The organism is Bacillus sp. DJP31 (assembly GCF_049310945.1).
Classification (GTDB): Bacteria; Bacillota; Bacilli; order Bacillales; family SA4; genus Bacillus_BS.
Map to the genome: position 1 here is coordinate 309,456 of NZ_JBMERO010000001.1, position 12,814 is coordinate 322,269.

The window sequence follows — 12,814 nt, forward strand, 5'->3', positions numbered from 1 at the left end:
TTTAACTAGTCTCCTCTTTTCGCTCCTTTGCTCGGAGTTGCCCGCAAGCAGCGTCTATATCATGGCCATGCTCTCTTCGAATCGTTACATTAATGCCATGTTTTTTTAGTGTCCGTTCAAATTCAAAAATTTGTTCCTTTGGTGTTCGAACATAATCTCGTTCCGGGACGTAATTTACTGGAATTAAATTTACGTGGCATTTAATGCCCTTAATTAATTTTGCAAGGTCTTCCGCGTGTGTAACCGAATCATTTTCGCCACCGAATAAACCATATTCAAAGCTTACACGTCTACCTGACTTATCAACATAGTAACGAATTGCCTTCATGAGATCATCTAACTTATAAGCTTTGTTTATTGGCATTAGCTTACTGCGAAGTTCGTTGTTTGGTGCATGTAAAGATAGGGCAAAATTAATTTGTAATAACTCATCTGCAAATGCGTAGATTTTAGGTATGATTCCACTCGTCGAAACCGTAATATGGCGGGCGCCAATATTTAAACCTTTATCATGATTAATGATGTTTAAAAACGATAACATGGCATCATAGTTATCAAAAGGTTCTCCTATTCCCATTATTACGACATGACTAACACGTTCTCCTCCTTCGTCCAACTCTTTTTGTACACTTACAACCTGTCCAACGATTTCTCCGGCTTCAAGATTTCGTTTTAATCCACCTAATGTAGAAGCACAAAACGTACATCCTATGCGACATCCTACTTGCGTGGTCACACAAACTGAATTTCCATACTCATGTCTCATTAGCACGGTTTCAATTGAATAGCCATCATGCAGTTCAAATAAAAACTTGATGGTGCCATCCTTTGATTCTTGTTTAATAATTGTTTTCATTTCGGATAAGGAGAAAGCTTGGTCTAGCTTATCTTGAACCGCTTTTGAGATGTTTGACATCGATCTAAATGAAGTGACACGCTTCGTATAGAGCCATTCAAAGACCTGTGTGCTTCTGAATTTAGGTTCACCATTTTCAATTAACCATTGCTCTAATTCTTCTATCCTTAGGGAATAGATTGATGGTTTCACGACTTTTTCTAGTTGACTATTCTTTGTTGATAAAACATTTTCCACTATTACACCCGCTTTCGTAAACATGCAATGAAAAATCCATCCGTTCCAAAATGGTGAGGAAGAATTTGGATTTGTCCATCTTTATATATAGCATTTCCTCTTATTTTGTTTGGTAATCGTTCGATAAGCTCTCGATCTCTCTCAAAGCTTGGGTGACTCTCTAAAAATCTTTCTACAACTTCATCATTCTCTTCTTTATCCATTGTACAGGTACTGTACACGAGGGTTCCACCTTTTTTCAATAACGGTACAACACTTTCTAATATGGTAGATTGAATGGAAGCTAAGGCTTTAATATCTTTTTCGTTCTTTTGATATTTAAGATCCGGCTTCCTTCTTATCACACCTAAACCTGAGCAAGGAGCATCAACTAAAATTCGATCAAACGTCTCTTTCTTAAAGTGGTCAAGTAATTTACGGCTATCCATTACCAAAGTTTCTACGTTGGAAAGGTTAAGCCTTGCAACTTGTTCGTTGATCAACTTAACTTTATGCTCATGTAAATCAACCGCGACAACCTTACCTGTATTCTGTAAAAGCTCCGCAATATGCGTTGTTTTTCCACCAGGAGCTGCACAGCTATCTAAAATGACTTCATTCTCTTTAATGCCCAGTGCTCTCGTTACAAGCATAGAGCTTTCGTCTTGAATGGTTAAAAAGCCTTCTTGATAGGCAGTTGTATGAATAAAATTCCCCTTATCGATTGTCACAGAATCTACTGAAAGTTCGCCTCTTTGAGCAATAATATCTTCGTCTGCTAGCTTCTTCAGAACTTCATCCACAGAATGAATAGAACGGTTAACACGTGCAGAGGATATTGGATGCTGAAGGGTAGCCTCACATAATTGTCTAGTTTCCTCTAAACCATACTGACCTACCCAGCGTTTAACAAGCCATAAAGGAAAGCTCGTTTCAATTGATAGTTGTTCCATATCATCCTTACAATCTATTGGACGAATACCGGCTCTTTGAACAGACCTTAAAACTCCGTTTACCATGGAGGCAATGCCCTTATGGCCTCTTTTTTTCGCCACTTCAACCGCTTCAAAAATAGCTGCTCGGTCAGGTACTCTAGTTAAGTAATGCATTTGATACAGTGTCATTCTTAATAGTATTACGACCCAGTCTTCAATCTTGCCTGGGTTTTTAAGATAGGGGCTTAAGTAATAATCTAACGTAAGCTTTCGTTGTATCGTTCCATATACAATTTCCGTTAATAACCCAACATCAATTGAAGAAACTTGATGATGTTTTATTGCAGAATTTAATAGAAGATTACTGTAAGCTTGATTTTTTTCTATTTGCAAAAGAATGTCTAATGTGACTTCGCGAACATTCCTAGTTTTCGTTGTTGTTGTTGTTTTCATCATTATCTCCTAACAAGGTTCCTACTTGAAGTGCAGATCCTGCCCCACGTAAAAATTGGCTTCCACTCATTCGAGTTTTCCCAGAGGGCTGAAGGTCCGTTACTTTAATTGCGATTTTGTCCCCAGTCGATACGACAAATCCATCTTGGTCTAACCGAATGACCTGACCTGGCTGAGCATCCGCGTCAACGTTCACCTTTTCCCCCCACCATATCTTGAGCACAACTCCATGAAGAGAAGTATAGGCAACAGGCCAAGGGTGTAATCCACGAATGTGATTATAAATAACTTCACCGCTTTTGGACCAATTAATTCGTTCTTGTTCCCTTTTTATATTATAGGCAAAGGTCGCTTCAGATCCATTCTGCTTGATCGGTTTTAGTTTTCCATTTAAAAGAGAAGGAATTGTATGAGAGAGAAGATTAGAGCCTGCAATGCTTAATTTGTCGTGCATTGTACCAACATGATCATTCTCTAAAATAGGAACTTCCACTTGGGTTAAAATGTCACCTGCATCTAGCTTTTCAACCATATACATAATCGTTACACCTGTTTTCGATTTTCCTTGAAGAATGGAATAATGAATGGGTGCTCCACCTCTAAGTTCTGGTAAAAGTGAAGCATGAACATTGATACATCCAAGCTTTGGTGCTTCTAGCAAAGCTTTTGGTAGTATTTGTCCAAATGCAGCCGTTATGATTAAATCTGCTCCCCATTCAATCACTTTTACATAAGCCTCAACTACTCGTATTTTCTCTGGCTGAAACACAGGAATACCGTGCTTTAATGCTTCTACTTTTACTGGCGGAGGAGTTAATTCTCTTTTTCTTCCCTTTGGACGATCTGGTTGAGTAACGACTCCAATCACATTGTAGCCGTCCTTTATGATTCTTTGTAAAACCGGGACAGAAAAATCAGGTGTCCCCATAAACACTATATTTATCATTCCTCTACCTCCTAGGTCAACTACTCGTTATATAGTGTTACTGCTTTTGAAGGGAATAAAATGCCGTTTAAATGATCGATTTCATGAAGTATTACACGAGCAAAATACTCCTCTGCTTCTAGAACAAAAAATCTACCTAATTTATCTTGAGCACGAACCTTAACATAATATGGCCTCTCCACTTCACCAAATAATCCTGGAAAACTAAGACAACCCTCAAGTCCTAGTTGACTTCCGGATTTATCAAGGATGACCGGATTTATCAAATGGATGATTTCTTCATCCTCATTTTCTACGATAGCAATTTGTTTCAGTAGCCCTATTTGTGGAGCTGCTAACCCAACTCCATCTGCAGCGGTCATCGCTTTATGCATGCTGTTTAATAATCTCCGAAGCTCTATATTAAAAACCTTCACTTGTTCACAGTGTTGTTGTAAAAGCTCATTCGGGTAGGTCAAAATCGTTATTTTACTCATCTATATTCCTCTTTTACATCATCATATACGGGTTCATATCAATCGAAATTTGGAGATCTTGTTGCATCTCTTTTTGGTAATGATCAATTAACCCTTTTAGCAATTGCTTTAGCTTCGGTTCATCTTTGTATTTTATCATGCATTGATAGCGATATCTATTTTTGATTCGAGGTATTGGAGAAGAAACCGGTCCAAGAACAACAGATTGACTAGAAAGATTTGTACGTAAATAGGTTGTAATTCTCTCTGTAACAGATACCACTTTTGTTATCTCGGGATGACTTATCGTAAGTAAGGAGATATAAAAAAATGGAGGGTATTGAAGAATCTTTCTTAGACCCATTTCTTTTTGATAAAACTCATTAAAATTGTGATGGCTGGCTAACTGAATACTATAATGCTCTGGTGTATAGGTTTGAATGACCACTTCTCCTGGCAACTCATGTCTTCCTGCTCTTCCACTCACCTGAGTCAATAGCTGAAATGTCTTTTCACTTGATCTAAAATCAGGCAAATTTAAAATTGTATCCGCTGTTAAGACACCAACTAGTGTAACTCTAGGAAAGTCTAATCCTTTTGCAATCATTTGGGTGCCAAGAAGGATATCTGCCTTTCCTTCACCAAATGCAGTTAATAGCTTTTCGTGAGATCCTTTTCGGCTTGTTGTGTCTACATCCATCCGAATGATGCGAGCCTCAGGTAGAAGTTTACCAATTTCTTCTTCAACCTTTTGCGTACCTGTTCCAAAAAAACGGATGTGATCACTCTGACACGATGGACATTCTTTTACTACTGGTTCCTCATAGCCACAATAATGGCATTTCATCACGTTTTGGGATCGATGATACGTCAAAGATATATCACAATCAGGGCAATTGACAACATATCCACAATCCCTGCACATAACAAATGTCGAAAATCCACGACGATTTAAAAATAAAACAATTTGCTCTCCTTTTTGAAGCCGGTCTTGTAGCTTTTCAAAAAGAAGGGTTGAGAACATGGATCGATTACCATCTCTTAACTCTTCTCTCATGTCAATAATTTCGACACTTGGCATCTCTCTATCATTCATTCTTTTAGATAAAGTTAAAAGTTGATAAACACCCTTTTTAGCCCTTGCAAAAGATTCTAGCGTTGGTGTTGCACTCCCTAACACAACGGGGCAATTATGATATTGCCCTCGGTTGATGGCAACATCTCTAGCATGGTACCTGGGATTTTCCTCTTGTTTGTAACTTGACTCATGCTCTTCATCAATGATAATAATTCCGAGCTTAGCAAAGGGAGCAAAAATAGCTGATCTTGCTCCAACCACGATCTTGACTTCTTTTTTGTGAATCTTTCGCCACTCATCATACTTTTCTCCGATAGATAATCCACTATGTAAAACGGCGACACTTGACCCAAACCTACCTTTAAACCGATCCACCATCTGTGGTGTTAAGGAAATTTCAGGCACTAACACAATAGCTTGCTTCCCTTGTTTGATCACTTCTTCAATAGACTGTAAGTATATTTCTGTTTTCCCACTCCCAGTAACACCATAAAGCAAGTAGGTTTGATGTGACTCCATTTCGATGGAATTTAATATGGGGGCAATAGACTTTGATTGTTCGTCCGTTAAAGGCAGTGAAGTGGTTTTCTTAAACGTTAAATCACGATGAGGATCTCGGTAGATTTCAATATCTTTTTCTGCTAATAGCCCTTTACCAAGTAAGGTTTTAATGGGGGCGTCTGTTGTTGATAGGACTTCCTTTAGTGTAATTCTTGGGATACTCGTTTGATTTCGATCTATAAAAAATTCTAAAACCTCCCTTTGACGTGCAGCCTGAGCAGAAAAGGACTCGACCGTTTTCTGTGCTTCTTCAATCGATACATTTAATGATAAAACCTTTTGTGTTTTCTTTTTTGCTCTAGATTTTACCACATAGTCTATTTCTACGATTTCATTCTTTATAGCTTGTTGAATCGCCTTTATCACATCTGTATGTTTTTCAATTTCTTCCCATTGAAACGATCTTCTGTTTTGAAATAGTACTTGTAGGACTTTCGGTAGATCTTCCATTTTTTCAGCTTGTTTTAACATAACTTCTTTTTCATATTTGGACTTTAATGCAGCTGGTAGCATGGCTTGATAGGCGGATATTTGAAAACTTAACGTTTGTTCTGAAACCCATTTCCCTAATTGTAGAAGCTCCAAATTTAATATGGGCTCAACATCCAATAATTGCGAAATGGGCTTCAATTTTTTCACATCTGATTTAGTGTCGAGTGCAACTACAAAGCCCTGTACATTTCTTGGACCAAAGGGCACCACCACTCGAATTCCTGGAGAAATAAGTCCAATAAAGTCCTGTGGAATCAAGTAATCAAAGGCGCGATCCGTTTGCTTTGCAGGTACGTCGACAATAACCTTGGCTATGTTCATTTCAACTCTCCCCTAAGCTGTTTAACCTCTTGTAGCAAAATAAAGGCAACTTCTTTCTTTGACAAGATTGGCAGTTTTCTTAATGTGTGATCTTTTCGGTAGAAAGTTACGATGTTGGTATCACCTTGGAAGCCTGCTCCCGCTTCATTTACATTGTTTGCAACAACAAGATCTAGATTTTTTGCATATAGTTTCTTTTTCGCATATTCCTCTATACTTCCTGTCTCTGCTGCAAATCCAATTAAAAGTTTATCAGCTTTCATGGTACCTAACGTTTTTAAAATATCAATCGTTCGTTCAAACTCAATTGTTAAAGTACCCTCTTGCTTCTTCATTTTTTCAGAAAATGATTCGCTTGGGCGATAATCAGCTACCGCAGCAGATTTGATTACGACATCCGTTTTAGGGAACGACTCCAACACACTCTCATACATTTCCTGAGCTGATTCTACCCTAACAACTTTCACATTGGACGGACTTGGTAAAGAAGATGGTCCTGATACTAGTGTGACTTGTGCACCTAGCTTGGCCGCAACCTCAGCAATAGCAAAACCCATCTTTCCAGATGAGCGATTGGAAAAGAAACGAACAGGATCTAGATTCTCTCTCGTTGGTCCACCCGTAACAAGTATAGATAGACCTTTTAGAAACTGATTAGAGTAGGTAAAGAAATCTTTAACTAACTCTGTTATGATTTCAGGCTCTTCTAATCTACCTTTCCCTAAATAACCACAAGCCAAATATCCATCAGTTGGCTCTAGGAAGCGATAGCCATCGTCAAAAAGCACAGCAATATTACGCTTTACAGCTGGGTTATCATACATATTCACATTCATGGCAGGAGCAATCCAAACGGGTGCTTTCGTCGCTAATATGGTCGTTGTTACCATATCATCTGCAATACCATTCGCAAGCTTCCCTATCGTATTTGCAGTTGCTGGAGCCACAAGTAAGAGGTCAGCCCAATCTGCAAGATCAATATGTGCAATCACATTTGGATCTTTTTCATCAAACGTATTTGTAAAAACAGGATTTCTTGATAACGATTGAAAGGTTAGAGGAGAGACAAACTCTGTCGCAGATTCAGTCATCATAACTTTCACGTTAAAATTAGCCTGTACCAGCTTGCTAGTTAATGCAGCTGCTTTATATACCGCAATTCCTCCGCTTACACATAAAAGCACATTTTTTTTCAATGCAATTTCCCCCTTTGACAAAAAGCGCAAGCACGTTGTTTAGCCTCAGGCATAGCCAATGTTCTGAATCGAATAAAAGGGTGGTATCCTTAAATTTGCTTCAGGTTATTTGACCACAGGCGGGCCTTTGCGCAAGAGCTAGAAACAAAAACCATTTTTAAAAAACTTTTACTATCCTACTCTTATCTAAAAAAACGCAAATACATACAATGAATCTAATTTCAATTAAATAAATGAAAAAAATAACAACCTAGCCACTAGGTTGTTATAATTCCTCGTCTTCGTAAGTAGTCGAATCTAGAACAGGCTTTGCTCGAAGCAGACCAGCCTCTATTTCTTCTAAGGCTTTCCCAACAAATTTATGTGATACTGTTTTATCAAGAAATAATGTATCTTTATTTTGAAGATTCCTTGCACGTTTTGAAGCTAACGTAACTAGCTTGTATTTAGAATCGACTTTATTCATTAATGTGTCTATAGATGGATATAACATATTATTCCGCCTCCAGCATCTTTTTATATCGGTTTGCAACACGTTCACGACGGCAATGTTCAGCCGTTACGATTGCTTGAATTCGTTCACAAGCAAACTCCACTTTATCATTTTCTACGACGTAATCATAGGCATCCATCATTTCGATTTCTTCTTTTGCAACGGTCATACGATTGTTTATTAATTCCTCTGATTCCGTTCCTCTTGAATGAATCCGATTCTTCAGTTCATTTAAGCTAGGTGGAGCTAAGAAAATAAACAAACCTTCTGGAAAAGCTTTACGAACTTGCAGAGCTCCTTGAACTTCAATTTCAAGAATGACATCTCGACCCTGTTGCAAGGTTTCTTCAACATAATCTATCGGTGTACCATAGTAGTTGCCTACATATTCAGCCCACTCTAATAGTTTATCCTTCTTTATAAGGCTTTCAAAGTCTTCCCTTGATTTAAAGAAGTAATCGACACCATCTACTTCACCCGCTCGTGGACCTCGAGTTGTCATTGAGATTGAGTACTGAAGTTTCGTATCCAATTTGTTAAATATAGCTTTCCTTACAGTTCCTTTCCCCACACCAGAAGGTCCGGAAAGAACGATTAATAGTCCTCTTTCATTCATGTGATTCTTTTCCTACCCTTCATCAGATAAATCTTCTTTGTTTCCAAAGCGCTGTCCGACTGTCTCTGGTTGAACTGCAGCTAATATTATATGTCCGCTATCTGTAATAATGACTGCTCTTGTTCGCCTACCATACGTAGCGTCAATAAGTACACTTCGGTCTCTTGCTTCTTGTATGGTTCGTTTAATCGGTGCAGACTCAGGACTGACAATCGCAATGATCCGATTGGCTGAAACAATATTTCCAAATCCAATGTTAATTAACTTAATACTCATTACGTCCTCCTAAAGTCACAAATCTATTCTAACCCTGTTCCCTCATGATTATAAGCCACTTATTCAATGTTTTGGACTTGTTCCTTAATTTTTTCTAAATTTGTTTTCATATTAACCACATTCTCAGAAATATTTATGTCATAAGATTTTGAACCAATGGTATTAATTTCACGATTAAGCTCTTGAACAAGGAAGTCTAGCTTCCTGCCAACCACTTCTTCTTTGCCTTGAAGTGTATTATAAAACTGCCTAACATGACTGTTAATCCGTGTAAGTTCTTCATTAATATCTACTTTTTCAGAAAAGACGGCAACCTCTGTCAAAAGTCGAGATTCATCTACAATGCCTGCCGTATAATCTGCTAATCTCTTATGTATCCGTTCTCGGTATTGCTCTATGACTTGAGGAGCGTATGAGGCAACTTTCTCACAGCTTTCTTCTATGTATGTAAGATTTAACTGAATGTCTTGGAGTAATTTTGTACCTTCTTCAAGCCGCATTCCTTTAAGTTGTTTGACAGCTTGCTCAACCATTTCAATTAAACTCTGTTCTAGCCCTTCAATTGGTTCTTCTTTTTCAATAACTTCAACTAGTTCAGGTTGCCCCATTAGGAGTTCTAAGGTAATAGAATCTTCTAACTTGTATCGCCTTTTAGAGGCTAAGAGTGCTTGGTAATATTGATCGAGAAGCGCCCAGTCTACCCTTATTGCCTTTGAGGTTTGTGCATTTCCTTCGATAGTAATAAATACCTCAATACGACCCCGGTGTAGATGGTTTGTTATCAGTTTCTTAAACTTTTCCTCCAGGTTCATCATGTGTCTTGGTAATCGAATATTTACTTCACAAAATCGATGGTTGACCGATTTCATTTCGACCGTTATTGAATAGTGGTCAAACTGTTTATGTACCCGACCAAATCCAGTCATACTAGCTAGCATATTATCACATCCTAACTCCTAGTCTAACTAGTTTAACACCTATTGTTTGAATCCGATAGTAAAAAGGCAAGATGAGATGATTATTCGTAATATTTGTACAAATGCAAACATACCTTACATCCTTCTCTGGTGGTGGTTTATAGGTGATCATGCAAAAAAAGAGAATTAGATTTACTCTAATTCTCACTTTAAACAGGACTGTTATAAACGTTTTTTCGTTAACAATGCTCCTGCAAGCAGGAATGTCGGAATTGCAGATAATCCTAATATGAGTAGCCAATCTCTTAGCGCAATAGCTGTTGTATGAAAGATTGGTTGGAATGGCGGATAGTAAATGACCACTAACATTAGCAAAATGGATGAAATAACCGCTCCTACTAAATACTTATTCTCAAATGGGTTTCGATGGAAAACGGAACGATCACTACGACAATCAAATACATGGATAAGCTGAGCCATAACTAACGTTGCAAAAGCAATGGTTTGAGCATACATAAGATTCTCAGGATCATTTGAATACGTAATCATAAAAGCTGCTAATGTTACACCACCGATTAAAAAACCGCGACTAATAATCTTCCAAGCTAACCCTCGCGAAAATATGCCTTCTCTTGGGTTTCTTGGTGCTCTTTTCATGACATCATTTTCAGCTTGATCTAGTCCTAGTGCCATAGCAGGCAGTCCGTCTGTGACAAGATTAACCCATAATATTTGAATGGGAACGAGTGGTAACGGAAGGGCAAGGAGCATGGCAAACAACATAACTAATATTTCACCGACGTTTGAAGCAAGCAGGTAACGAATAAATTTTCTAATGTTTTCATAAATATTTCTGCCTTCTTTGATGGCTGTCTTTATAGTAGCAAAGTTATCATCAAGAAGAACTAGAGATGAAGCTTCTTTGGCTACATCTGTTCCTGTAATTCCCATAGCAATTCCGATATCCGCTGCTTTGATGGCAGGTGCATCATTGACCCCGTCACCTGTCATTGCCACAATATGACCATTTTTCTGGAGAGCTTTTACAATTTTCAGCTTGTGCTCTGGTGAGACGCGTGCATATACGTAAACATCTTCAACTATGTCTACTAATTCCTCATCAGACATATTTGCAAGATCACTGCCTTGCACTACTTTTCCGTTTTCAGGTAGGATTCCAAGCTGTTTCGCAATAGCCTTAGCTGTAACAATGTGATCTCCCGTAATCATAACTGTTCGAATTCCGGCATCCTTACATTCTTTTACAGCAAGCTTCACTTCTGGTCTTGGTGGGTCGATCATTCCTTGTAAGCCGATAAAAATTAAATTTTTCTCGGCTTCTATCTCATTATAAATGGTTTGAGAAGGCCCAAGTGCTTTAAAGGCTACAGCAATGGTGCGAAGTGCTTGCTGGCCAAGACCTTCGATAGCAGCTTCAACCTCAGTTTTCAATCGGTCTGATAGAAATTGCTGTCTATGATCCCAAAGAATCGATTCACTATTTGTGATGAGTACATCTGGTGCACCTTTTGTGACCACAAATCTTTTCCCGCTAGCATCTCGGACAACTACTGACATCATTTTTCTTGTTGAATCAAAAGGAAATTCCTTCTCAATTGTAAATTGTTCTGCTAGCAGTTTTCTTATAAGGCCTGCCTTCATAGCTGAAACAACCATGGCTCCTTCTGTTGGATCTCCGTCTAAGACAATATTCTTTTTCTTTTGCTTAATTTCTGCATTATTACAAAGCAAACCAAAGGTAAGTAGCTGTTGAAGTGACTTTACTTCTTTTGGAAAGATTTCAATGTCATTTTCATAAAAACGACCATCAGGCTCATAGCCTGTACCTGTGACATTCCATGTTTGCCCACCTGACCATAAATGGGTTACTGTCATCTTGTTTTGAGTCAACGTTCCTGTTTTATCTGAACAGATGACAGAGGCACACCCAAGCGTTTCAACCGCTGGTAGCTTGCGAACAATCGCGTTATTTTTAATCATTCGTTGAACACCTAACGACAAAGCGACTGTGACGATAGCTGGTAAACCTTCTGGAATAGCTGCTACCGCAAGAGACACACCGGCTAAAAACATACTATATACGTCATGCCCCTGCATCACACCTAATAAAACAACGATTGCCGTTAAGAACAAGGCAACTGTGATTAAAATCTTTCCAAGTTGCTCAAGCTTTAGTTGTAGGGGTGTAATCATCGTTTCAGCGTTTTGAAGTAAGTCCGCAATTTGGCCCATTGCCGTCTTCATCCCCGTTGCCACAACAACTCCAACACCAGACCCTCTCGTAACCATCGTTCCCATAAATGCCATGTTCTCCTGATCACCAAGACCGATGTGTTGTCCACTAACGGGACCCGTTACTTTTTGAACAGGTAGGGACTCTCCGGTTAAGGCAGACTCCTCGATTTCAAGACTATTGGACTGAATCAAACGAATATCTGCACTTATTCGGTCTCCACTTGAAAACTTGACAACATCTCCAACTACTAGTTCTTTAGATGGTATTTTCGCCCAAATCGAATCTCTTTTTACCAAAACTTGCGGTGCAGACAATTCCTTTAATGCATCCAACGACTTTTCTGCCTTTCGTTCCTGGAAGAAGCCTAGACAGGCATTAATAATGACGATTGCAATAATGGCAATAGCATCTATATACTCGCCGAGTAACCCTGAAACAAGAGTGGCTGCAAGTAATACTAATACCATAAAATCTTTAAATTGCTCTAAAAATAACAGAAACATATTCGGCTTTTCTGCTTCTTGCAGCTCATTATACCCGAATTTTTGAAGACGATCTTGCACATCCTTAACTGAAAGGCCAGCATCATAATTTGTGTTTACTCTTTTCTCTACATCTTCTGTCCTTAGTTCATACCACTTCATCGAGTAACCTCACACCTTTTCTCTAAATAGTCAAGACGCTTGTACGACACTCTCCTAGAGAATCTTATTCAGACAAGGTGTAAAAAATGCTATACTAAGAGC

General features: G+C 38.6%; 11 protein-coding genes. All 11 read right to left on the reverse strand.

Translation table 11 applies throughout. The features are described from left to right. Position 1: 1 nt before the first annotated feature. Positions 2-1,117 carry a 23S rRNA (adenine(2503)-C(2))-methyltransferase RlmN gene (rlmN, locus tag ACOI1C_RS01600; RefSeq protein ID WP_422507308.1) on the reverse strand — a complete coding sequence of 372 codons (1,116 nt, stop codon included), beginning with the start codon at positions 1,115-1,117 and terminating at the stop codon, positions 2-4. Further along, positions 1,096-2,460, reverse strand: a complete 1,365-nt coding sequence (gene rsmB / locus ACOI1C_RS01605) for a 16S rRNA (cytosine(967)-C(5))-methyltransferase RsmB (protein WP_422507310.1) — start codon at positions 2,458-2,460, stop codon at positions 1,096-1,098. Before rsmB ends, rlmN begins: the two co-directional genes overlap by 22 nt. Further along, positions 2,432-3,406, reverse strand: a complete 975-nt coding sequence (gene fmt, locus ACOI1C_RS01610) for a methionyl-tRNA formyltransferase (protein WP_422507312.1) — start codon at positions 3,404-3,406, stop codon at positions 2,432-2,434. The genes rsmB and fmt overlap by 29 nt, the downstream gene beginning before the upstream one ends. Positions 3,407-3,426: 20 nt before the next feature. Further along, a complete protein-coding gene (def, locus tag ACOI1C_RS01615; protein WP_422507314.1) occupies positions 3,427-3,882 on the reverse strand; it encodes a peptide deformylase in 456 nt (151 codons plus the stop codon). Between the two features lie 13 nt (positions 3,883-3,895). After that, positions 3,896-6,313 carry a primosomal protein N' gene (priA, locus tag ACOI1C_RS01620; protein ID WP_422507316.1) on the reverse strand — a complete coding sequence of 806 codons (2,418 nt, stop codon included), beginning with the start codon at positions 6,311-6,313 and terminating at the stop codon, positions 3,896-3,898. Then, the gene (gene coaBC, locus ACOI1C_RS01625; protein WP_422507628.1) at positions 6,310-7,515 is read right to left on the reverse strand and encodes a bifunctional phosphopantothenoylcysteine decarboxylase/phosphopantothenate--cysteine ligase CoaBC; all 1,206 of its coding nucleotides are present in this window, start codon (positions 7,513-7,515) and stop codon (positions 6,310-6,312) included. Before coaBC ends, priA begins: the two co-directional genes overlap by 4 nt. 259 nt (positions 7,516-7,774) lie before the next feature. Beyond that, positions 7,775-8,002, reverse strand: a complete 228-nt coding sequence (rpoZ, locus tag ACOI1C_RS01630) for a DNA-directed RNA polymerase subunit omega (RefSeq protein ID WP_422507318.1) — start codon at positions 8,000-8,002, stop codon at positions 7,775-7,777. A 1-nt stretch (position 8,003) separates the two neighbouring features. Then, positions 8,004-8,618: a guanylate kinase gene (gene gmk, locus ACOI1C_RS01635; RefSeq protein ID WP_422507320.1), complete on the reverse strand. Its 615-nt coding sequence runs from the start codon at positions 8,616-8,618 to the stop codon at positions 8,004-8,006. A gap of 12 nt (positions 8,619-8,630) precedes the next feature. Then, on the reverse strand, positions 8,631-8,894 hold the full coding sequence (gene remA, locus ACOI1C_RS01640; RefSeq protein WP_422507322.1) for an extracellular matrix/biofilm regulator RemA: 264 nt from the start codon (positions 8,892-8,894) through the stop codon (positions 8,631-8,633). 59 nt (positions 8,895-8,953) lie between these two features. Continuing rightward, on the reverse strand, positions 8,954-9,832 hold the full coding sequence (locus tag ACOI1C_RS01645) for a YicC/YloC family endoribonuclease (RefSeq protein WP_422507324.1): 879 nt from the start codon (positions 9,830-9,832) through the stop codon (positions 8,954-8,956). Positions 9,833-10,033: 201 nt separating this feature from the next. Continuing rightward, on the reverse strand, positions 10,034-12,712 hold the full coding sequence (locus ACOI1C_RS01650) for a calcium-translocating P-type ATPase, SERCA-type (RefSeq protein ID WP_422507325.1): 2,679 nt from the start codon (positions 12,710-12,712) through the stop codon (positions 10,034-10,036). Positions 12,713-12,814 lie beyond the last annotated feature (102 nt).